Below are 24,883 nucleotides of genomic sequence, written 5' to 3'. Positions count from 1 at the left end.
CTGATAAAATTAGAAGGAATTACCTTTAACGTTGACTAGACCACTTGAGTTTAAATTTGTTAATTTCTTCATCGGTGTAAAAATGACGCACTAATGGTTGATCATAAATCTCTTCTAAATATTCATCACTAAAGGTCAGACTCTTTCTTAAATTATCATAGATGAGATAGTCATCCGCTTCTAAAAAGTCTGCTCGGTCAAGTCGTTCACAATCTAAATTTTCAACACCTAAAAAAGTTTCTAGGGCTTCTTTTAAGCAAGAATCAAGTTTTTCTAATTTTAAGACTAATAAGTCAATATTTCTGTCGGGGAAATTCGCAATCGCATAACCTTTTTCTTTCGGAAAATCAATGGAAGCGATATCAATGCCGAAAACTGGTTGCAATTCTTCTTCAAACCAGTCAAACTGCTTTCCATAAACAAATTTTTGAGACCAAAATTTTTTAATAATTTCATCCATTGTGATTAATCCTTCTTGATATTTTATGAAAAATTCAGGAAAAACAGATTGACAATGAATGACTTGAAAAAACCAAGAAATATTACGGGCGATGGGTTCTCGGACTCCAGTAATAATTTTAATATTTTTTTGATTTTTAATTTCCTCAATGTGTTCGCTTAAATATTTGGTCATACAGGAATGCCCAAAGGTAAAAGCATGATAATGTTTCTCCAGTTGCATTGTTTCCCAAATTTTTGAGAAATGTTCTGAATTCAGATTATGAATATGATAAATAGCTTGATTTTGCAGATGTTTTTTTAGGGTCAAATAGGTACTCATTGAACCGACTTTCCCCATTTGATAAACAAATATGACTGAAGAATTATTGAGAAGTTCTTGTTTTAATTTTCTTTCTGTATTCCACATATTAATCCTATTATTCATATAGGAATACACGGGAAAAAACTGTTTATCTGCGATGGGATAATAGTTAAGAGCTTGGTTTGAGAGTTTAGTTTGTGTGTTCATGATGCTTGTTGATGATGCTGGAGGGTTGAATTTAAAATGCTGACGAGGATAAACCACCATCGATGGGAATAGTAATTCCCGTTATATAACTCGCACATTCTGAAGCTAAAAATACAACGAGATTAGCAAATTCTTCAGTCGTACCAATCCGATTCATGGGAATTGTTTTGAGAATTTCTTCTCGGATTAAATCTGGGGTTGTTCCTTGCTTTTTGGCATAAATTTCTAAATATTCTCGATGTCTAGGGGTATCAATAACGCCGGGGTTAACACTATTAATTAAAACATTATAGGGGGCGGTTTGTCTAGCTACTGATTTGGTAAAATTCATTAAAGCTGCATTGACAACACCCGATTTAACTAAACGAGGGGATGGCTCTTTTCCCGATGTCCCAATGATATTAACAATTCTTCCCCAATGTTGTTTTTTCATAATCGGTAACACTAAATTGGTTAAGCGAATATAACCCATTAATTTTCCTTGAAAAACGTTTAACCAATCTTCATCGGAAAGGTTTTCAATTAAATTATCAGCAAAGTTAGCTCCTTCAGAATTATTTACTAAAATGTCAATTTTGCCATATTGATTTAAAGAGTCCTGTATTAATTGTTCAGAATCTTGAGCTTGATGGACATCAGCCACTAAACGCAGAATTTCTTGGACAGGATAAGCTTGAGCCAGAGATTGATAAGCTTGTTCTAAGCGTTGGGAATTGCGACCACAAATAATTAAGTGACAGCCTTCTTCTGCTAATTTTTCAGCAATGGTAAACCCAATTCCTGCACTACTTCCCGTAATCAAAGCCACTTTATCTTTTAATCCTAAATCCATAAACTTTGTCCTAGCATTTTGAGGTTAAACTTAAAATCATAAAACGAACTAAATTAAAATTTTAATCAAATTAATATCTTGTTTCGATGAATTATATCCCTTTTTTAAAACTTTTGAAGGAGCATAATAAATTTGACCATATTCTAAAAACTGTCCTTCATTTTCTATGGAGATTTCTAATTTTCCATTCAAAATAAATCCGATTTCTTCTTGCTCACCTTGATGTGGGGGAATGGAATAACCAGAAGGGATTTTCATCATGACAATTTCAAACCAAGAACCCTTAACAGATTGACAAGGTAAATGAGTGATTTTATCTTGGTTGTTGGATAGTGTTAATAAAACATCTTCTGACGGTAAAGCAGAGGTAATCCGTTTAAGATCAAATCCAATCATCGGTTCTGATAAAGGATTAAAAGCACCATGAGGAATATTGCCATCAGCTATATAAACATCTTGCAAAGGTCTTAAGGGTTTAATCAAATCTTTAATATACAGTTCTAGTTCTCCTGAGAATACCATGCCAATTTGACTTTCAGGATGTTGGTGGGATTCAAGTTTAGCATTAGGAGCTATAACGTATAATTGAAAAATGGTATCTTGGCATTGAAAAACCTCTAATTCTACATGAGGATTGAGTTTAAGAGGATCGGGAATTGGGAAAAATTCAGACATGATTTTAGGGTACAGGTTCAAAATGAAATTGAGAGGTTAAATCTCAATTATTTTTATGTGATGAAGGCAACTATTTTGAGCGGATAGGTAGCTTTTTTAGGTATGCACTGGTAAATAAATACTTTGAATCATGGTGTTTTCCTTTTTGTGAAATAAAGACCAACTCATCTCAATTTTACCATATTGTGAAATAAATTCTAAATCATATTCTCGGAGGGCATTTTCATTGGTAATGGCTAAATCTGCCAACCCTTGTTTAACTTGAATAGCGGCCACACTGGTAGAATTGACAAATTTGATTTTAATCTTATTTTGATTCAGGTCGCCAGGTAATAAATAAGGAAGTAAAGGAAGAGGAGCGGGATGAGTGACCAGGGTACAATTTTCTAAAACGATTTCTTCATTTTTTCGCTTGGCTAATCCGTAAACGGGTGTGGGATAGGTGAAGATAAAACCTAGTTTAAAACTCGGTTCCATGTAGAAATCATTAATTTTTTCATAGGCATGGGGGACTAACGCCAAATCTATCTGATTTTCGAGTAAAGATTCTTTTAAATCTGTAAAGCTATCAAATAAATGACTATTAACCGAAATCTGTTGTAATTTCCATTGAGAAATTAGATAATTTAAGGTTTGTTCACTACTGGTTTCTTTTGGACCCAAAGTGCCAACGCTTAAGGTTTTGACATCAAGCTGGGGATAACACAATTCCATTGAAAACTTTAACATGGTTTTAAGGCTCCTGAATTTTTAAGGGTGGATAAATTAGGATTTCCGGTACAAAATAAAACAATTTCAAGTTCAGCAATTAAAAATTTTACCAACTCATCAACGGCGGCTTCTGATTCAATCGCTGCTACGAGAAACGGTCGAGCCAACCCTCCTAAATCGGCTCCTAAAGCGATGGATTTGGCAAGGTCTAAGCCATTTTTTAAGCCCCCAGAAGCAATTAAAGGAATGGTTGAATTCATCGACCGAATGGCGGTAATACATTCAGCCGTAGGTAAACCCCAATCGGCAAAAACTTGTCCGAGATGCCTTTGTCTGTTGTCTTTGGCTCTTTGGCTTTCGACTTTGGCCCAGGACGTGCCTCCGGCTCCCGCCACATCAATCGCGGCGACTCCGGCTTCAATTAATTGTTTGGCCATCACCGCAGAGATGCCATTTCCGACTTCTTTGGCGATGACAGGAACGGGTAATTGAGCGCAAATTTGCTGAATTTTAGCGAGTAACCCTTTAAAATTAGAATCGCCTCCCGATTGCACCCATTCTTGTAAAGGATTGAGATGCAGAATTAAGGCATCAGCTTCTAATAATTCCACCAATTTTAAACAGTCTTCTAAACCGCAGCCGTAATTTAACTGTACAGCCCCTAAATTCGCTAACAGGAGAATATCTGGCGCCAGAGAACGGACTGCAAAGGTCGGCGCTAATTCCGGTTGTTCGAGTGCAATGCGTTGAGAACCCACCCCCATCGCTAAACCATAGCGTTGAGCGACCGTTGCCAATCGAGTATTGACTAAATGGGCTAATTCTGTTCCTCCGGTCATGGAAGAGATGAGAATTGGAGCTTTTAAAGATTTCCCTAAAAAGGTTGTCCCCAGTTCAATATCGCTACGGTCAAGTTCAGGAAGACAACAATGGGTAAAACGATATTTTTCTAAACCGCTTGTAAGTTGTTGAAATTCTACATCTTTTTCGATACAAACTCGCAGATGTTCGCTTTTACGATTTTCAATTTCACTGGGAAGATTAGGCTGTGACATAGTTGTTATCAAGTATGAGGGTTAAACATTAAGTTGAGGTTAAAAATCGAGTTCTAAGAGCAGTTCATCTAATTCTACCTGATTAAGATCCGCATCGGGAAAATCCGATGGAGTATAGCCCCCTTCTGCCGATAAACAATGGTTAATCAGGCTTTCTAAAGAATCTCGATAAGCATCGGCTAAATTTTTGATCGTTGTTTGATGATGAAAATTTTCACTATATTGCCATTCCATATCAAGTTGCCCATCAACCACAATTCCATGAATCGCAATTAAATGGGAACGTTGTCCCAAAGGACTATGAATGGAACCACTGGATTCTTGAGATAATTTCCAGCCTATCTCGCCGATTTGATGACTTGTAAATTGACCTAAATAATTAAAGCTGACTTGAGCTTTAGGGTAATTTTTTAACGGGGATTGAATTGTTAAATCTGAGTTGAGATAATATCCAATTCCATAATCAAACCCTCGATTCGGAATTTGTCGTAATTGCTCTTTAATGGACTTGAGACATTCACCCGGATGGTCAAGATTTTCTAAGGTCAAAAAGACGGGAAAAATACTGGTAAACCAACCCACAGTTCGAGATAAATTCACGGATTCAATTACATTTTCTCTTCCATGACCTTCCATGTCAAGCAAAAGCTTATAACTTCCTGTCCAACGGCCAAAAGCTTGGACTAAAGCGGTTAATAAAATATCATTAATTTGGGTGTTATAAGCTTGCGGAACCTCCTGTAAGAGTAAGCGGGTTTGTTCTTCGGTTAAGGTGAAAGAAACCGTTTTTGCATGGGCAACAATGTTGGACTGAGCTTCACCTTGACAGTCCAAAGGAAGAGGAGAAATTGAGGGAAAATCACGGTTTAGCCAATACTTGAATTGAGCGTGAAATTCTGGGGTTGTAGCATAGTTTTGCAGTTCCTCAGCCCAAGTTTTAAAAGAACTGGTTTTAGGAGGAAGTTGCAGGGGCTTTTGGTTTTCTAATTGCTGGTAAATAGTGACGAAATCTTCGAGGATAATCCGCCAAGAAATTCCATCTACTGCTAAATGATGAATCACAATTAACATTTTTCCCCTCTCACCCAAGGCGAAGAAAACCACCGCCATTAAGGGGCCTTCCTCTAAATTCAGTACCCGTTGTTGAACCTCGGAAATTTCTGCGATCTTGGTCAATTGTTCATCGCAAGATAGACGGGATAAATCCACCTTTTCAAAAGCGAAATTATTGCAATCATCGCTGTGATTTTGTTGCCATTGTTCTCCTTGTTGCACAAACCGTAACCGCAAGGCATCATGGTGATAGAGTAATTTAGAAATAGTTTGTTTTAATAAATCTGGTGGTAGATTATTGGGAACTTCTAACAAGATAGATTGATTAAAGTGATGACGTTCGGGCCAGTTTTGTTCAAAAAACCATTTTTGAATCGGAGTTAAGGGGACTTCACCTGTAACTAATCCCTGGTCAATTTCAGTGATAGCAGTTGTCTCCGCTACGAGTGCTAATTGAGCGATGGTTTGATGACTAAATAACTGTTTAGGAGTAATTTGTAATCCCACTTGATTAGCTTTAGCGACAATTTGAATGGCGATAATTGAATCGCCTCCTAATTCAAAGAAATTCTCATTAATACTAATTTGATTTTGCCCTAAAACTTCCTGCCAAATTTGGGCTAGAATTGTTTCTTTCTCGGTACTAGGAAGAAGATAATTTTCTAATTCATTAACATCAATTTCTGGTCTAGGTAAAACACTGCGATCAATTTTTCCATTCTGATTAAGAGTAAAAGCATCTAAGAAAATCAAGAAAGCAGGAATCATATAATTGGGAAGCTTTTCTTGAAGAAAAATTCGTAATTCTGGCTGAGTGAGTTGTTTATCTTTCGGAACAACATAAGCATACAAACGCTTGATTCCAAGTAGATCTTCTCTGGCGATAACAATTCCATCTTTGACTTGAGGATGCTGAAATAAAACGGCTTCTATTTCGCCTAATTCAATTCTAAAACCTCTGATTTTTACCTGATGATCAATCCGTCCAATAAATTCAATATTCCCATCGGCTAAATAGCGTACTATATCACCTGTTTTATACAGACGTGCTGACGAATCTTGACTAAAAGGATTGGGAATAAATTTTTGTTCAGTTAAGTCAGGACGATTGAGATAACAACGGGCTAAACCATCACCACCAATATGCAATTCGCCTTTAACACCAATAGGAACAGGTTGCAAATAGGGATCAAGAATATAAATTTCTGTATTAGCTAAAGGACGACCAATTGGAATAGTTGTAGCTTCTGAAGGAATATTTTTAATTAAATACCAAGAGGTAAAAGTTGTGCTTTCTGTTGGCCCATAAACATGAAGTAAATTTTGAGCGGTTCCTTTATTAAGGGATTCTTTGACCCATTGAGGATCAACTGCTTCGCCACCAAAAAGTAAATATCTTAAGCTTTGAAAAGCATGGGGAATAGTCTGAACTAACTGATTAAATAACGCTGTCGTTAAGAATAAAATAGTAATTTGATATTTTTGGAGAAAATGAACAAATTTTTCAGGAGAAAGAACTCTATCTTTATCTACTCCTATTAACTGTGCGCCATGTATCAGCGCCCCCCAAATTTCAAAAGTAGCGGCATCAAAAGAAGGATTAGAAACCTGAGCCATTCTATCAGTTGGTTTTAAATATATATAGTTAGTATTACAGACTAAACGAGTCACTCCTCGATGGGGAATAGCAACTCCTTTAGGTTTACCTGTAGAACCTGAAGTATAGATGACGTAGGCTAAATTCTCAGCGTTAACATGACTGAGAGGATTCTGTTTACTTTGTTGTTTAATTGGGTCTTCATCTTGTTCTAAACAAATCAATTGATTGACTGTTGTTGGTAGTTTTTTGATGAGGTGCTGTTGCGTTAATAAAATTTTGATTTCAGCATCATTTATGATAGATTCAAGTCGTTCTTCGGGATAGCTTGTGTCCAGTGGTACATAAGCTCCTCCAGCTTTTAAGATTCCTAAAAATCCAATAATCATTAAGGGCAATCGCTCGACACAAATCCCAATTAATTGATCTGGTTTAACCCCTAATTTTTGTAAATAACGGGCAATCTGATTGGCTTTTTGATTTAACTGTTCATAGGTGAGGGATTGTTCTCCATCGATGACCGCTATAGCATCAGGTGTTTTAACAACCTGTTCTTCAAATAACTGATGAATACAGTAATGATCAGGATAAGACGTTTGAGTTTGATTCCATTCTACTAATAATTGCTGTTTTTCCGATTCAGTCAGTAACGGTAATTCCCCGATGGTTTGCTGAGGATTGGCTACAATCCCCTTTAATAAAGTTTGGAAATGACCCACCATGCGGTTAATTCTTTCAGGAGTAAATAGGTCGCTATCATATTCCCAAAAACCTTCTAAATAAGCTCCTTTTTCGGTTTCGATTTCCTCTAAAACTAAGCTGAGATCAAATTTAATTCTCTGTTGTTCAACGGCTAGATATTGAGCTTTTAAATTGGGTAATTCTAAAGCATTGAGGGGGGCATTTTGCAGCGCAAACATTACCTGAAATAAGGGATTATAACTTAAACTTCGTTCGATTTCTAACCCATCAACCACTTGCTCAAAGGGTACATCTTGATTGGCATAAGCTTCTAAAACAACATTGCGAGCTTGCTGTAATAATCCTGAAAAAGTCGGATTTCCTTCTAGGGAATTCCGCAGCACTAAAGTATTGACAAAAAAACCAATCAAAGGTTCAATTTCTTGTCGGTTTCGGTTGGCGGTGGGTGTCCCGATTAAAATATCATCTTGGCCACTATAACGGAAGAGTAAAGTGTTTAAAGCAGCCAGTAATGTCATAAATAAAGTCACCCCCGACTTTTGGCTCAAAAGTTTCAGTTTTTCTGTGAGTTCTGAGTCAATTTGAAACGAGATACTATGACCTCGAAAATTGGCAGTAGCTGGACGGGGTTTATCGGTTGGAAGTTCTAATAAAGGAGGAGCGCCCGTTAATTGTTTTTTCCAATAATTTAACTGATTTTCTAAGATTTCACCTTGTAACCATTGTCTTTGCCATACCGCAAAATCCGCATATTGTATAGGTAATTCGGGTAAATCTACGGTTGAATTGGATAAAAGTGCTTGATAAAATTTAGATAATTCTTTAAATAAAATGCCCTTTGACCAACCATCGATAATAATATGATGGAAAACGTTGACTAAAATATAATTTTCATATCCCAGATCAAACAGAGTACATCGTAATAGGGGAGATTGGGTTAAATCAAAGGGTTTTTGTAGTTCTTCAATAATCTGTTTGTCAATTTGCTCTTGGGGGATATCTTTTAAATTAACAACTAATAATTTAATCTTCAGAGATGGAGCAATTTTTTGAATAGGTTTTCCTTCAACCATTGGAAAGGTTGTCCGTAAGCTCTCATGGCGTTGAATAATAGCATTAATCGTTTGCTCTAAAATATCAATGTTTAAGCGTCCCGTTAAACGGATGGTTAGAGCTTCATTATAAGCTGGATTTTGCCGATCCATCTGATAGAGAAACCACATTCTCTGTTGAGCAAAAGATAGGGGTAAATCTTCAGTTCGGGCAACGCTATTAATTACGGATTCAAGGGGTTTAGACGGTGTTGTTGCGCTTCTTAAAAAGGCGAGAATTTCTGGTTTTCTTGTCCCGATTTCTTGCTTAATTTCTGGTGTCATTGCTCCTTGGGGAGCTTGATATTTTAACTTTTCTTCCTCAAGCCAAAGCTTGATGTCTAAACTATTTAAGTAAGATAAAAATTCTGCGACTTTCATTAATAGTATCCTTTTCCTTAATTAATGTTCTGGTATTTTTGGAATGGGGGTGATGTTTGGCTGGGTTCAGTAGCCCTAACTTGAGCTACTGTTAGAAATCCAATCAACTTGATTCGTCTATTTTTATCGGTTTATTGCCTCTAAATATTGTTTTTTAATGCTGTGTAAATTACGAGGTTCGTTCTTAGGAGAAAACAGCCCATCAGTCTCCCATTTACTGGCATCCAAACTAATTGCCCAAGCATTTAACCAGGGGTGTTCGTTAATTTTAGGTAACAGTTCGGGTCTGGTATCCTCTAAGGCAATTTGAAAAATGACTTGAGCAAATTCTTCTAATAATTTTAAGCTGGCTCGATAAGCTTCTATGATTTCAGCTTCGGTTTTATTAGATTGTAAATTCCGGGTTCGCAGTTCATTCACAAAGGGGATTGCTAAGTAATCAATAAATTCAAAGCTAACCCGACCCAGGGATTGATTTGCCCAATCTCGGAATAGTTGTTGTATTCGATAGGAAAGAGGGAAAAATTCTGCATTAATCTGTTGAACTTTCATCTTAAGTTCCGGGTCAAGGAAGATGGAATTAAACATCATTAAGCAACCAAATGTCCATCCAGCTAACGTATCCCAGATCATTTTTGTTGCCATCACTATCCCATTTCCCATACAGTTGTAGGAATTTTGGATATTAAAGGTTAACCCATCGTGATAGGTTAAATAAAAGTGATTGGCATCGTCAACTCTTTCGGGAGTTAGTTGACCTTTAAGGTCAAGTTCAATCATTTGGGTGGTTAAAGAATTGCCAAAACCAATACTATCTGAACCAGGGGAATAAAAAGGATCGGGAAATAAACCGGCTTCACCAACACAAGTCCAACGATCAAAGGAAAAGACTTGTTTGGAGGAGTAACTATATTTCGGCATCTTTCTAAAGTCTTCTGGGGATTTACCTTCTAAATGAGCCGCTAAAACGGGTTCATTTTCCCTTAACCACTGAAAGGCTAACTCATAGTTATGATAATTTTTTAACGGGTGAATATCTTGACGAGCCACAATGCCAATACTGGTATAACCCGTAGATAAAGGAATTAACCAAACCCAGTATCCTTCACCGCATAAATGATTTGTAGAATAATAACGGTTGTTATTAGGAACACGCCGATGCCATTTTTCTTCACTGGCTGGCACAAAATTGCTGACATCAAAACGACCCTCAACTCGGAACCAAACCGCACTGTAATTATTATGATTAGGTTTCGCTAAACCGAGTTTCTTCTGTATAAATCGACGACGACCCATCGCATCGACAACCCATCGGGATTTAATACAATGAGTTTTTTGATTCGCTCCACTGCCTTGAGTATAAATAATTTTATGCTGTTGCTGTAGCCCTTCAGCAAATTCGATGTCTTGAACTGAACAACTTTCCTTAAGATCAATTCCGGCTTCAATATTAAATTGGCGTAAATCATTTTCTAATTTACCCCGATCAATTTGATAAGATTTAGGATCATGAAACTCTGATAATCCCAGTTCAGGTCTTTTATGAAATTCAGTTTCTTGAGATTTGAAAAAATAACGTAATCCCAGTTTAGATAAATGTTGATTGTTAAAATAATCGGTTAACTGCAGCGTATTTGCTAAATAAAAAGCACCAACTTCAACGGTTGATTCCCCCACTTTAAAACCAGCTTCGGGTAAAGGACGAGCCATTTTATCAAGAACAACAACGGAAAGATTAGGTTGTTTAAGTTTTAACTGTCTCCCTAAGGTTAAACCCGCTAATCCACCGCCACAAATTGCCACATCATAGTCTGTTTCCGAACTAAAATTGTCAGCTTGTTCACGCAATAAGACGATGAGTTCTTCTTTATGCTCTTTCAATTGTTCGAGTAAATCGGGAGTCATAACACCTTGGGGAGAACGATAGCGCAGCTTATCTCCTTCCATCCAAATTGTCACACCTAAATGATTCAGATGCGATAAAAATTCAACTGTTTTCATAAATTTAAGTCCCTCAAAGACTAAACACTATAGACCCAACAACAATTATCAATGGCGAGGAGTGAGTGATTATTGTTAAAGTCAGTTGCTATGGGAGCAACCGCTTACATACTCCACAAAAAGACTGTTTTAAACCGAGACTATTTATAGCATATTCTGGATGATAAATTTTAGTGATGGATACAATTTTTTACATTTTTTCCCAAAAGGGTTCTGAAAAGCTTAAATTTTAGTTAACCTATTTTCATAATTCTCCTTCTTCATAATTTTCTGCGGCTGTTGTCATAACTTTACCACTTTTGCATACACTTTGAGTATTTTTGGCTACATTAAGCACCTCAATCGTTTGAGTTAAACTGGCAACGGTTGGGTATTCTAATAAACTGTGCAACGACAATTCTACCGAGAAAATATCGCGTAAACGAGAGATGACTTGACTCGCCAGCAAAGAATGTCCTCCTAGTTCAAAGAAATTGTCATGAATTCCAATTTGAGATAGATTTAACACCTTTTGCCAAATCTTAGCAACTTGATGTTCAGCTTCCGTTCTGGGTGCTACCAATTCGTTATTTTCTTTACCTTGCAGTTCCTTGAGTAATTGCCGCTTATCAATATCTCCATTATCCTTGATAGGGAGGGATTGCCGCAGCACCAGGGGACATTGATAGGACGTTCCAAATCGATCTTTTAGACTAACATGATTAGGTAGATTGACCGATTGAACTGTAGATTTACGGGTGTAATAAGCCGTTAACTTTTGGCATCCTTCCGACCTAGATGTGAAACGGTTAATCTTGCTATTACTCCCATCTAAACCGATCATTAATTGTCTTTGGTTGTGATATAAACTCGTTAGAAATGAGTCTAAACCTTGCCGTACTGTCATATCATAATACCCTTGAGATCGGGTTATGTATTGCATCTGATAACCTTGGCTAATCCCGGTTTCTTGCCAAGTTGTCCAACTATAACAATAACTGGGGAACAAATTCTTAGATTTTTGATAGCTGTTCAAAGACTCAAGGAAACTATTAGCCGCCGCATAGGAACCCAAAGCCGCTCCTCCAAAAAAACTAGCTAAGGAGGAAAAACTAATAAAAATTCCCTGAGATTCTTTGAGGAGTTGATGTAAAACCCAAGTTCCTAATACTTTAGGGCGAATAATTGTCGATAAACTCTCTTGATTTTCGTCCAGAAGTAAACAATCTTTGTAAATTCCAGCCAGATGAATCACCCCATTAAGTTCTCCTTGCCATTGTTTTTTCACCTGTTCTACAGCCTGTTTAACTTGAGTGAAATTAGCAACATCTACCGACTGGTAAATGACTTCTCCCCCAAGGTTTTCTAAAGCTTGGAGATTTTTGATTTTTAAGGATAATTGATCTTCGACTTTGAGGTACTCACTCCAGAGATGTTTTTCTGGTAAAGGGGTTTTTCCAATTAACAGTAAACGAGCTTGATAATTTTTGAGCAAATACTGAGCAATTTGTATGCCAATCCCCCCTAGTCCTCCAGTAATCAGATAAATTCCCCCTGATTTAAAGGGTAATTCCTGTTGGCTGTGTTGAAGTAAATTGACTTTTTCCAAACCTGCAATTAAACGTTTCCCGTTGCGATAGGCAATTTCTCTTTCCTTGGATAAAACGGATAGTTCTTGCAGCAGATAACTGACATTAATTTCGGTTTGATCCAGAGGTAAATCCAGATGACGAGTATTTAACCAAGAAAGTTCTTGAGCTAGGGTTTTGATCAGTCCTAAAACTGGAGATTTTTCATAGGCAATTTCATCGGTTTCTATGACAAATTGACTATAACTGGAAACAAATAGCAATTCAATTTTTAAATTCAGATCATGAATTTTAGCTAAGGCTTGAACTAGGAATAATAAATCATAAATTACTCGCTCTTGTGCTTTTTCTAACTGTTCAATTGTTGAAATTTCTCCCTGATAGTCTTGATAAGTACCCAGATGAATAATATTGCCAAGGATAATTTTTCGCTCGGATAAAGATGCCATTAACTGTTGATAATGATTGGCTGTCCCTGGTCTGATGGTATAGCAATTTTGACTGATTTGAGAAAATTCTTCTGCTGCTAAAACCGTGATACAGGGTAAGTTTTGACCTTCGATTTTTTCTGCTAAAGATGCTCCTAAACCCAAGGAATCCAGAAAAATTAAACTACAATACTTGGAAAGTTCTGGTTTTAAGTTAACTGGAGATCGAGGTTTCCAAACTTTCTGGTAAAACCAATCAGGAAGGGTTTGAGCATTTTCTAACAAAAGATCTATTTCTTTTAAAATAGAATTAAATTCTCCGTTCGCAAACCGTTTTGTTAATTGCGATCGCTGAATTTTACCGATGGAAGTTTTAGGAATTTCAGTTTTATTTAAGGGTATTAAATATTCAGGATTAACGCCAAAACTGTTAATTACTTTTCGTCTAATCTTTTTCAGAAGTTCTGCTAGATGCTGGTGGTCAAAGGTTTCTGCACTAAAAAATAAAGCTAATTGATCGGTACTATTCTTAGGATCATAAACAGCACAAGCCGCGGTGTAGGACGCTTGTACTTCTTCGATAGTTTCCACTACAGTTTCAATTTCATGGCTATAATAATTAACTCCATTAATAATAATGGTTTCTTTACTTCTTCCAGTAATAACTAAATGACCGTTACTAATAAATGCTAAATCTCCTGTCTTAAACCAGCCATCTTTTAAGAAAGCGTCTTGATTCGCTTCTGGGTTTTTATAATACCCCGGTGAAACTGCATCTCCTTTAACTTGTAAATGACCAATGGTTTCTTCTGGTAATAGGGAATTATCAGTATTAACAATTCTAATTGATATACCCGGAATGGGTAATCCTAAATCCGTAAAAGTTGCACCATTGGGATGTTCAGGATGGACTCGTTTTAAGGAAGAACTCAAGGAGGATTTATCAACCGTATGAAAGAGTAATGGCTGTTGTTCTGTAGGCTGATAATAGGTAATCCCTGAACCCATTTCTGCCATCCCAAAAGCAGGACGCATCGCCGTTTTTTTCAGATTATATTGAAGATGAAGGGTGTTAATAAATTCTCCAACGGCTTGACCAGAAACGGCTTCACCCGCCGCCAAAAAGAATTTGACACAATCTAAATTCCAATTTTGATCGGGTTCTTTTTTTAAAGCTTCATTGATCAAATTATAAGCAAAATTAGGAGCCCAACTGTGAGTAATTCGATATTGATCAATTAAATCTAACCAATTCAAAGGACGACCTAATATATATTCAGTTTGAACATAAACCATTTGGCATCCTAACTCGACACAGCGAATATTCCAGTCTGAAATACTTCCAATATGATCAAAAGGAAGCCAATTAAGAATAATATCGTCGTTTTGATGTTCACAAATTATGTTTGTTCCTCGCGCACGAGAGATGACATTTTTATGGGTTAATGAGATACATTTCGGTATTCCTGTACTGCCTGATGTTAGGTTAAAGAACGCGATATCATCCGGTTGACCAATAGGAGGCTGATGGGGAGAATGAGTTTTTAATTCTTCAATAAAACTCAAGCTTAAGGTTTGATTAGGCAACCATTGTTCTAAATGTTTTATCTCTTGCTGACGGGATTTATTTGTGATAATAATAGGTTCATCTAACAACTGCCAAACTTGAGATATTTTATGAATTTCATTATTAAAATCTTTATAGCTGGGTGGTACTGAAATAATAACAGGAATAAATCCCCCTAAAAGACACCCCCAAAATGCGGAAATAATATCATAGTTTTCCGATAGCTGAAGAATTACTTTATCTTGAGCTTGTAAACCCTGCTTTTGTAATCCGGCTTGTATTTGTTGAGCGTCTTCCCATAATTGTTGATAGGATTGAAAAACTTTTGATCCATTAGATTGAATATAAATAATTCCTTTATTTGAATAATTTTCAGCAGCTTTTTGGAGAATTTCTGCCAAGGTTTTAGGCTGAAGTTCAGATTCTTCTAAAAGCTGTCCGTGACTGATTCCAGCTTGAGTGTTAGAAGTTTGAATCCCCAGATGAATCGGGGTTTCATATTTTTGATGATCATTTTTTTTCTCTAGTTTTAAAGGCAATAATTCCGATAGATGTAGGGGTAAAATCTTGTTTTTTTTAGAATTCATGACGACGGCAATTTGATCAATATCTGACAAAGAGCTTAGTTTTTCTTCTGTTTCCTGAACTTTATGATCATCGATAATTTCAATATTCTTTAATGCAGTTTCATCGACATCACCGCTATCGGTTAAGGGTAAACTGGAAATTTGCACATAGATATCAGGTAGAAGATTGTCTGGTAACTGAGACTGTAAATCGGAGGACAATTGTTCAGAATTCCAAGCTCCAGAGGAAACGATATAAGCGACTAATTCCCCCTCGCGTACCATAAAATAGCAATCTTCAATTAAGGGATTTGATAAAAATACTTCTGCTAATTTCTGACAATTTAATTTTAGATTTTTGTGTTCCGTCCTCATGCCTAAAATCCTCGGTTCTGTGTACATCTTGTGAAAGCTTCTTCAATGAAGACTTTTAGGCGTAACCATTTCGACATCTATAATACGCCAATTTAAGTCTGAATTGCATCACTGTCTGGGCTATTAGAGCATACCTCATTCGGTCTGTGATAGTCAAGATAGTTTCGAGGACGATTGTTAAGCTGTTCGTAATTTAAATTGCTTGTTAATTTGAGGTAACAGGCAACAGGCAACAGGCAACAGTAAAAAGATTAAGGGAGATTTAGTTAATCTAAGAATAAGCGATTTAAATACGTCTTATTTTAATAAAGTTTACGGCTATTTCTACCTCCTCCGGCTTAACTATTTTTTAAAATAGTTCATTAGTATTCTCGTTTAATCCCCTCTCCCAAAAATGATAAGTAGTAGCAAAATAAAAATCTGCGCCGATTTTCTGGCTCAACTCCCACATGACTAGGAATCCCTCTACGCTTACTTTTCGCTCCGCCGCTCGGCGGAGCGTTCCTGTTAGTGAGCGGCGGTTAGGCGAGGCTCACCGTCCACTCGAGTGAGCCTCGCCTAACTCTTGTTGAACTACTGATCTCACGCCGAACGGCAACAGGCAACGCCGAAAGGGATTAGGGGAGATTCAGCTAATCAAAGGATAGGCGGTTAAAATGCGTCTTAGCTTAGTTCTGATAGATCATTTTATAGATGGTTTCTTGACATCCTCGCCGCCTTAAAACGGACGGCGATTCCCAAACCTCACAATTTGGGTTTCTGTTTTATATATGACATCAGAGCAAGACGGCTATTTGCTGTTGAGATAAATTTCCCTCTTGACTAAGTTGGTAGAGCAAGTTTCTTTGTTCTATGTTAGGATGTTGAAGGATTCGTTTTTGGGTCTGATTTGTTGTTGTTAAAGATAAGAATATACCTGATGAGCCTTTCCTAGTCCAGCCTCTAGACTAATGTGTTTCCTTTTTGAATTGACGTTTTTCTTGGTAACGAAGCTGATCAGCTGTAGGGTAAATAAAAAATGACAGAACAAGCTTGGTGGGTACAAAAATGGTTAGAACTACTCGATTCCTATCGCTTTAAAAAACGCTTAGAACGAGCTAGACTTTATGCTAGAGAAGGCAATGTTTTAAGTATTGACTTTGAAGACTCGCAAGTTATTGCTAGAGTGCAAGGCAGTGAACCGGAGCCTTATATAGTGGATTTATCCCTAGCGGCTTTTAGTGATGAAGAATGGGATTATATTATTAAGCTTCTCTCCAAAAAAGCCATTTATTCCGCTCAATTGCTCACCGGACAAATGCCCGATCATATCGAGCGTGTTTTTATCGATAGTGGGGTGAATTTATTTCCCTTTTCCCTGGCTGATATTCGCTCCCGTTGCACCTGTCCCGATCAAGCCAACCCCTGCAAACATATAGGAGCAGTATACTATCAATTGGGCGATCGTTTTAGTGTCGATCCCTTCCTGCTGTTGCAACTGCGCGGCCGAACCAAAAGCCAAATTCTGGAAGCTTTACGCGAAAAACGTTCCTATTCCTCTGATAATCAACCTTTAGCAGTCAGTGAACCCCCCGCAGTAGTAGAAAAAACTGCCCCCGAAACCGCTATCGATCGCTTTTGGCAGTACGATGAAGAACTAGACCCCTCCCTCGTTGTGATTACGCCGGGGAATGAAAATCAAACCATTCTCGACATTTTAGGCAATTTTCCCCTCGCTGCCCCCGAATCGGATGCCATAGAACAATTTTTAAAACCAATTTACCGGCAAATTCCCCAAGAAGCGATGGCGATTGCTTTACAGTAGGGAATTTGGGGTATAAGTAGCTGGTTGTAATTAAATTAAAAATGGATTTTACGTTCGATCCCCCCTGCCCCCCTTGATAAGGGGGGTGTCTGATAATTTTTAACGCCTACCTACTTAGGATCAGCCTAGTCAAAGTGGTGCCAAGGACAAAAAAGCCAGCTTGCAGTGAGCTTGTCGAATCTGCCAGATTTGTCCTCGCATCAGGGTGAGGAATTGACCAGGGAGAAAATTGCCTCACCACTAACCGCTAAACCGTCTTACTTTTGCCGGTTTTACTACCTGGGGAAGTAGTTTTTTTAGTGGTGCTAGAAGTAGTTTTCTTGGTAGTGGTTTTCTTGGCAGTGGTTGCCTTGGCCGCTAGGGCGACTAAAGCTTGTTCTAGGGTGAGGGTTTCGGCGGTTGATCCTTCGGGAATCTTGGCGTTGGTCTTACCGTGTTTGATATAAATGCCGTAGGGACCTTCGTATAATCCCACCAATTCCCCATCGTCGGGATGTTTACCCAATTCTTTTAAGGGTGGTTTGCCCGAACCGCGGGCGCTGCGAGCTTTTTTCGGTTCGGCTAATAGGGCCAAGGCTCGATCGAGGGTTATGGTTAAGACATCATCGCCGGCTTTCAAGGAACGATATTCTTTTTCTTTGCCCTCTTCCTGAACCACATAGGGGCCGAAACGCCCTAAACTGGCTTTGATTTTGGCTCCGGTGAGGGGATGGGTTCCCAGTAGTCGTGGCAGTGCCAATAAACCCACCGCTTGTTCGAGGGTGACATCCTCTGGTTTGACTCCTTTGGGTAGGGAGGCGCGTTTCGGTTTGGGGTTGTCATCGCTGACATCTCCTAACTGGACGTAGGGGCCGTAACTACCCACGAGCAGATAAATTGGCTCTCCGGTGTCGGGATCAAGACCGATTTTGTCCGGACCTGCGGTTTTTTGTCGCAGCAGGGTTTCTACCTGTTCGGGGTTGAGGTCGGCCGGGGTTAAATCGGCGGGGATGGAAGCGGTGAGGATTTGATCGCCTCGGGAGACTTCCAGATAGGGACCGTATTTGCCGATCTTGATAGTTGCCTGTAAATCCTCTAAAATCACCGATTTGGCGGTGCTAGAGTTAATTTGACTCTCGCGCTCTTTTACTTGGCTTTCTAGCCCTTTTTCGCCGCGATAGAAGCGATCGAGATAGGGCAACCATTGAGCGGAACCGGTGGCGATATCGTCGAGGGTTTCCTCCATTTTCGAGGTAAATTTGGGATCTACCAGGTCGGGGAAATGATTTTCTAACAAACTAACCACGGCAAAAGCGGTAAAGGTGGGAATCAAGGTTTTATTCCGCATTTGGGCATAACCGCGATCGATAATTGTGCCGAGAATGGTGGCGTAGGTGCTGGGTCGCCCGATTCCTTCACTTTCGAGGGTTTTTACCAGTGAGGCTTCGCTATAACGGGCGGGGGGTTGGGTATCGTGGCTAATGGCTTCTAGTTGGCGACAATTGGGGGTGTCACCGACGCTGAGGGGGGGTAGGATTATTTCTTGGTCGTCGATGGCGGCTTCGGGATCGTCGGAACCTTCCACATAGGCGCGGAAAAAGCCGGGGAAGTCGATTCTTTTGCCGGAGGAGCGAAATCCGGCATTTTCCACCTGAATATTAACGGCGATCTGGGTAATACGGGCATCGGCCATCTGTGAGGCGACGGTACGTTTCCAGATTAGGTCGTAGAGGGCGAATTCTAGTCCGCTCAGTCCGGTTTCCCGGGGTAGGCGAAAGCTGCTGCCGGCGGGTCGGATGGCTTCGTGGGCCTCCTGCGCGCCTTTGCTTTTGGTGGTGTATTGTCGGGGTTGGGGACTGAGATAGTTTTTGCCGTACATTTGTTCTACACAATTGCGGGCGGCGGTGATGGCCTGATCGGAAAGATGGACGGAATCAGTCCGCATATAGGTGATGTAGCCCTGTTCGTAGAGATTTTGGGCGATTCGCATGGTGTCGCGGGCGGATATGCCCAGTTTCCGGTTAGCTTCTTGCTGTAGGGTGGAGGTGGTGAAGGGGGGGGATGGTTTGCGAGTGGTGGGTTTTTCTTCGGTGTGGCTAACGCGCCAGATTTTGTCTTGGATGCGTTCTTTTAAGGCGGTGGCGGTGGCTTGATCCAAGAGGGTGACTTGGCGGTCTCGCGTAGCGAGCGCGTTGCGATCGGGGATCAGTCTGCCAGTGTCGGCATCGAAATCGCTCCCATTTGCCACTTTTTGACCGTTTAAGGTGACTAATTTTGACTCGAATTGATTTTTGTCCTTTTCTAAAGTCGCTTTCAGATCCCAATAATTGGCGGTTTTAAAAGCCCGTCGTTCTCGTTCCCGTTGTACGAGCAGACGCACCGCCACCGATTGCACCCGGCCGGCGGATAAACCTTTGGAGATTTTTTTCCAGAGTAGGGGGGAGAGGGTATAACCGTAGAGGCGATCGAGTATGCGGCGGGTTTCTTGGGCGTGAACTAAATTTTCGTCGATCGAGCGACAATTTTTGAGGGCGGCTTGGATCGCTTCTTTGGTGATTTCGTGAAATACCATCCTTTTGGTGGGTATTTTCGGGTTGAGTACCTGTAAGAGATGCCAACTGATGCTTTCTCCTTCCCGATCTTCGTCCGTGGCGAGGATCAGTTCGCTGGCGCTTTTGAGGGCTTCTTTTAATTCTTTGACGACTTTACTTTTGGTTTTGGGGACGACGTAGAGGGGATCGAAATCGTTGTCCACATCCACGCCCAAATTCGCCCAGGATTTGTCTTTGTGGGCGGGGGGAATTTCTTCGGCGGAGGCGGGCAGATCGCGGATGTGGCCCATGGAGGCTTGGACTCGATAGCCGCTAGGCAGATAATTACTGATCGTCCGAGCTTTGGTGGGGGATTCGACAATAACCAGGGTTGACATAGGAATTGATCACGAGGGCATGGCCACGACGACTGTTTTAGTTGGGCTGACAATCGTTGTTTGATGATGGGCAAAAGTTACTATTTATCTTGACCGGCTTGATTCCAGTCAAAAGCGACTTACTACGATAATAGAGATTAAAGGCGGTCTTTTGTCACCAACTTCTTAATAAAACTTAATATTTTTCTGGAGCAGGGAGAAGGGGGAAGGGGGGAGAAAAAAGCTGACACTGATGACTGATCACTGATTCAAGAGGGGAGATGGTCGTCGATACTAAATTAGGTTACGCTTCATCATATTTATAAGAAACGCTGTAGTTATGTCTGATTTACGTCAATACGCCCCGGCAACGGAACGCAATCGTCAGCCGATTTTGGAAGTTCTCAGCCAATTTTTACCAAAGACTGGGAATATCCTAGAAATATCTAGCGGCACGGGTGAACACGCTGTTTTTTTTGCCCCTCGTCTTGCTCCTTGTCGTTGGATTCCCTCGGATTGTCACCCTCTGGCTCTAGATAGTATTCGCAGTTGGTGCGATTATTATCCTAGTTCTAATCTCGATCGCCCCCTATTTATCGATGTTCATCAGTCAGTTTGGGCGGTAGAGACGGAAAATATCGTTATTAATGCCATTGTTAATATTAATATGATTCATATCGCTCCTTGGTCCGCTTGTTTAGCTTTAATGGCAGGAGCGAGTCGCCTTCTCAGTCCGGGGGAAATTCTCTATCTTTATGGTCCCTATAAACGACAGGGAAAACATACTTCTCCTAGTAATGAAAGCTTTGATCTTTCTCTCCGTTCTCAAAACTCTGCTTGGGGAGTTAGGAATTTAGAAGATGTGGTGCAAGCAGCGAGCGATCGAGGTTTACAATTGTTAGAAGTAATTCCTATGCCCGCTAATAATCTCTCGGTTTTATTTGCCTTAACATAAGTGGTTAGGTGTTAAAAACTGTCAGATGCCCCCCTTATTAAGGGGGTATTAAGGAGGGACTAAGAGGGGATCGGCACCCCCCTTATCAAGGGGGGCAGGGGGGATCGAACCCAAAATCTATCTTCAATTTTTCTAACTTCCTAATTCATAATTCATAATTCATAATTCATAATTCCCACTGATAACTGATAACTGATAACTTATTTCCAACCGGCGCGATTCATTACCTGTACTGCTTTGGCTAAATTAGGACCATAATTAGCCACACTAACGGTATCTTCTTTCCCGCGTCCGAGTTTTGCCAGAACAGGATCTAAAGCAACGCCTCGAACGACGGGATATTCTTGATTACCCTTAGCAAAAAAGTTCTGTGCTTCATTGCTAGAAAGATACTCTAAAAATTTAATTGCCGATTCTCGATTGGGGGCGGTTTTAATTAAACCACCACCGCTAATATTAACGTGAGCGCCGCGCCCTGTTTGGTCGGGGAAAATTACGCCTACTTGGTCATAAATTGCCCGTTTAGCGGGGTCTTTTTCTTCGGCATACCCCGCTAAGTAATAGGTGTTAGCTAGGGCTAAATCAGCAATTCCTGCGGCTACAGCTTCGATTTGTGCCTTATCATTTCCCTGGGGTGAACGGGCAAAATTAGCCACTAATCCTCGACACCATTTTTCTGCGGCCGCTTCCCCTTGGATGTCGATTAACCAAGCGGTAAAAGATTGACTATAGATGTTACTAGATGACCGAGTGACGACTTTTCCTTTCCATTTGAGATTGGTTAAATCCCCATAGGAATCGATTTCTCTGGGGTTAACTCTGTCTTTGTTATACATGATTACCCGCAAGCGTTTACTAAACCCGAACCAGTGACCTTTGGGGTGACGCAAATTAGCGGGAATTCTTTGGGTGAGAATGCGGGAATTGACCGGGGCAAAAATTCCCTGTTGGTCGGCCCGCCATAATCTCCCCGCATCTACCGTCAGGAGTATATCAGCAGGACTATTGCGGCCTTCGCTTTTGATTCGTTCGATTAATGGGTCCGCTTCCCCTTCCACGAGGTTAATTTTTATTCCCGTTTGTCGGGTGAAGTTGTCATACAATCGTCGGTCGGTGTTGTAGTGACGGGAGGAATAGAGGTTTAATTGGTTAGTTTGGGCAGAAACCTCGTTTATTTTCCCTAATTGACCCACCGCTAGGGCTAAGGTGGCTGTTCCCGCGCCTAGAAAGACTCTACGAGTTATTTTATCGTTCATTGCTCGATTCTTGGTAAAGTTGTCTTTTCCTATTGTACAGCTATTGAGAATAATTCTTATCTGTGCAAAAAATTATTTGTCGGGCTAGGGCGGTAGATCTGGTAAAATACGGGTAAAATCAGGGTTTTTTGTTTTAATGAGGCTAATAAATCCTCGAATCTATCGCTATTTAAATTCAATAAGCCCAAAATGTTACCCTAAGCTCGATCGAGGGTATTGTGGAATAAAAGCAGCGAGAGTCAAGATAATGATCAACAGTGATCACCAACAAGCGATCGAGCTAATGTTAGCATCGGGAGACTATAATCAATTATTGTTATTTTGTCAGCAAGCACTGGCGGTTCATCCGGAAGTGACTGATTATTATCCCTATCTGGGATTAGCTTATCTGCTGCTAGGGCAGCAAGCAACAGCGCAAGAAATTTGGTTATTTTGGCTATTACAATCAGAGTCCAGTCAGGATTTAATTATGCTGCTCAAAAAAGAGATAATTAGAAATCTTGATTGCTGGCAGTTTGGCCAAGCTAAATTAATCTATCTCCAGTGGCTAGAATTAGAAGAAATAGAAGGAGATGAAGAGATAGAAAATTATGCCCTGACGGTGATAAACTCCTGTCTTCAAGAGGTGCAAGAGGCAATTAATCGGCGAGAATATACTTTAGCTGAGGACTTTTACTTAAGAATTTTATCTTGGCGTGAACAATTAGCTTACATCTGGCACGATTTAGGATATTTATACTATATAATTAACCGACTAACAGAATCTTTTAACTGTTTGGCACGAGCCATCAACTTAGAGGAAAATCAAGCCTTATATCATTATACTATGGCCATGGTGCTAGAAAAACAATCCCGTTTAGATATAGCTTTATCAGCTTATCAAAAAGCGATTGATCTCAAGGATAATTTTCTCGATGCTTATAACAAACTGGGCAATTTATTTTATAAACTAGGGCAGCTAGAGTCAGCCGAAAAATTCTATCAGCAGGGAATTAATAAACAGGGTGATTTTTATCCTTTCTATATCAATTTAGGCAATGTCTATTTAGTTAAACAAGCTTGGACAGAGGCAAAAAATGCTTATAAAACGGCCCAACAACTGGCAGAAGATAGACCAGAAATTAGTCAAAATCTCTCCCTTTGGGAAATTCTGCAAGCTGACCAAAAAAGAGCGGATCTTTATTCAGGTGATTATTTTTATCAAAGAAAACTCTATCAATTAGCATTAAACTATTATCAAAAATTATTAGCAATTAAAATAGAGGAGAGCAATTTTTATTTAAATTGCGCCCATTGCTATCTCATTCTCAAAGAAGAAAAACAGGCTTTAGAAGTGTATAAAAAAGGCATTGCCTATCATCCAGAAAATATTAATTTACATTTGCGCCTAATTTGGTTACTACAAAATAATTATCCGATAGAGGTGGCAATTCAAGCAACTAAATCAGCTTTAGAGTATCTTCCCGATCACCTATCCCTGAAGTTAGAATTAATGCGGTTAATGCCGATAGTTTACACAACTCAAGCAGATATTATGCTATATCGATCGAACTACGAGAAACGGTTAGATAATATCTTAGAAAATCTTGATTTAACCACTACTAATCAACAGCAGGATGCTTGGAAAAGTATTGGATTAAGAACTAATTTTTATCTTCAATATCAAGCCAAAAATGATTTAGAACTACAAAAAAAATATGGAGAATTGGTTTATAAAATTGCCTCGGTTAACTTTACTAATTCGGTGAAAAACCTAACCATGCCGACGGGAAAAATTCGTCTTGGCTATATTTCTGCTCACTTGCGTCATCACACGGTAGCGAAACTGTTTCAAGGATGGTTGCAGTGGCGAAATCGAGAGCAATTTGAAATTTACTGTTATGGAATAGATATTAATAACACCTGCGATAACTTTACCAAACAGTATCAAGAGCAAAGTGATTATTTTTATCAATTTGATAATCTGGTCAATATAGAAAGAATTGCTCAACATATTTTAGAGAATCAGTTACATATTCTGGTTTATTTAGATATTGGTATGGATGCTCGCACTACCCAACTAGCAGGATTGCGTTTAGCTGCAGTACAATGTGTAACTTGGGGCCATCCAATCACCTCAGGATTACCAACCATTGATTATTTTATCTCCAGTGAATTAATGGAACCCACGGAGGGAGATATAGCAATTCTCTGACTCATGAGGTACAGTAGCAACAGTGAGTAAACCAATTGCGAATATCTTTTTGAGTAACTTCTAACATAGCTAATTCAATCCCTTCTATTAAGTCTTTGTAAGTTCTCGCCTTCAGTTTTCTTAATATCGCTTTGACTTTTGACCAAAAGTTTTCAATAGGAGAGAATTCGGGAGAATAAGGAGGTAAATAGATGAGTCTAGCTTTTTCTTGTTCA

Annotated in this window: 13 protein-coding genes and 1 pseudogene; 3 read left to right on the top strand and 11 right to left on the bottom strand. The window is 39.4% G+C overall.

What is annotated here, in order from left to right; genetic code table 11:
* Positions 1-25: 25 nt before the first annotated feature.
* The 8 genes from N0824_RS04890 to N0824_RS04855 form a co-directional block, all read right to left on the bottom strand.
* On the bottom strand, positions 26-1,030 hold the full coding sequence (locus N0824_RS04890; protein WP_233256357.1) for a putative capsular polysaccharide synthesis family protein: 1,005 nt from the start codon (positions 1,028-1,030) through the stop codon (positions 26-28).
* Positions 1,002-1,802, bottom strand: a complete 801-nt coding sequence (locus N0824_RS04885; protein WP_002794051.1) for an SDR family oxidoreductase — start codon at positions 1,800-1,802, stop codon at positions 1,002-1,004. Before N0824_RS04885 ends, N0824_RS04890 begins: the two co-directional genes overlap by 29 nt.
* A gap of 48 nt (positions 1,803-1,850) precedes the next feature.
* Positions 1,851-2,477 carry a cupin domain-containing protein gene (locus N0824_RS04880; RefSeq protein ID WP_108935934.1) on the bottom strand — a complete coding sequence of 209 codons (627 nt, stop codon included), beginning with the start codon at positions 2,475-2,477 and terminating at the stop codon, positions 1,851-1,853.
* 96 nt (positions 2,478-2,573) lie between these two features.
* Entirely contained in the window at positions 2,574-3,206 is a 633-nt protein-coding gene (locus N0824_RS04875) for a LysR family transcriptional regulator (protein ID WP_108935933.1), read from the bottom strand.
* Positions 3,200-4,243 carry a type 2 isopentenyl-diphosphate Delta-isomerase gene (gene fni, locus N0824_RS04870; protein ID WP_108935932.1) on the bottom strand — a complete coding sequence of 348 codons (1,044 nt, stop codon included), beginning with the start codon at positions 4,241-4,243 and terminating at the stop codon, positions 3,200-3,202. The genes N0824_RS04875 and fni overlap by 7 nt, the downstream gene beginning before the upstream one ends.
* Before the next feature lie 39 nt (positions 4,244-4,282).
* Complete coding sequence (locus N0824_RS04865; RefSeq protein WP_108935931.1) at positions 4,283-9,067, bottom strand: non-ribosomal peptide synthetase; 4,785 nt, start codon at positions 9,065-9,067, stop codon at positions 4,283-4,285.
* A gap of 123 nt (positions 9,068-9,190) precedes the next feature.
* Positions 9,191-11,068, bottom strand: coding sequence for an FAD-dependent monooxygenase (locus tag N0824_RS04860; protein WP_108935930.1), 1,878 nt, complete (start codon positions 11,066-11,068; stop codon positions 9,191-9,193).
* 244 nt (positions 11,069-11,312) lie between these two features.
* On the bottom strand, positions 11,313-15,572 hold the full coding sequence (locus tag N0824_RS04855; protein ID WP_108935929.1) for an SDR family NAD(P)-dependent oxidoreductase: 4,260 nt from the start codon (positions 15,570-15,572) through the stop codon (positions 11,313-11,315).
* A gap of 1,018 nt (positions 15,573-16,590) precedes the next feature.
* On the opposite strand from N0824_RS04855, the gene N0824_RS04850 reads away from it, so the two are divergent.
* Positions 16,591-17,376 carry an SWIM zinc finger family protein gene (locus tag N0824_RS04850; RefSeq protein WP_108935928.1) on the top strand — a complete coding sequence of 262 codons (786 nt, stop codon included), beginning with the start codon at positions 16,591-16,593 and terminating at the stop codon, positions 17,374-17,376.
* 247 nt (positions 17,377-17,623) lie between these two features.
* Here N0824_RS04850 and topA read toward each other — a convergent pair whose 3' ends face one another.
* On the bottom strand, positions 17,624-20,284 hold the full coding sequence (gene topA, locus N0824_RS04845; RefSeq protein WP_108935927.1) for a type I DNA topoisomerase: 2,661 nt from the start codon (positions 20,282-20,284) through the stop codon (positions 17,624-17,626).
* A 319-nt stretch (positions 20,285-20,603) separates the two neighbouring features.
* On the opposite strand from topA, the gene N0824_RS04840 reads away from it, so the two are divergent.
* Positions 20,604-21,218 (top strand): DUF938 domain-containing protein, encoded by a 615-nt coding sequence (locus N0824_RS04840; RefSeq protein WP_108935926.1) that lies wholly within the window; start codon positions 20,604-20,606, stop codon positions 21,216-21,218.
* 200 nt (positions 21,219-21,418) lie between these two features.
* Here the strand turns inward: N0824_RS04840 and N0824_RS04835 are convergent, their stop codons facing one another.
* Positions 21,419-22,474, bottom strand: a complete 1,056-nt coding sequence (locus N0824_RS04835; RefSeq protein WP_108935925.1) for a Fe(3+) ABC transporter substrate-binding protein — start codon at positions 22,472-22,474, stop codon at positions 21,419-21,421.
* 247 nt (positions 22,475-22,721) lie between these two features.
* On the opposite strand from N0824_RS04835, the pseudogene N0824_RS04830 reads away from it, so the two are divergent.
* Positions 22,722-24,653, top strand: a pseudogene (locus tag N0824_RS04830) (tetratricopeptide repeat protein); the annotation flags it as partial.
* 16 nt (positions 24,654-24,669) lie between these two features.
* Here the strand turns inward: N0824_RS04830 and N0824_RS04825 are convergent.
* On the bottom strand, positions 24,670-24,883 hold a 214-nt coding region (locus tag N0824_RS04825), incomplete at its 5' end, for a transposase (protein ID WP_199224879.1).

The sequence above is a fragment of the Microcystis sp. 0824 genome, assembly GCF_003112475.1.
Classification (GTDB): Bacteria; Cyanobacteriota; Cyanobacteriia; order Cyanobacteriales; family Microcystaceae; genus Microcystis; species Microcystis aeruginosa_C.
Note: the sequence above shows the minus strand (reverse complement) of the source record. Positions and strands in the feature narration are given on the sequence as shown.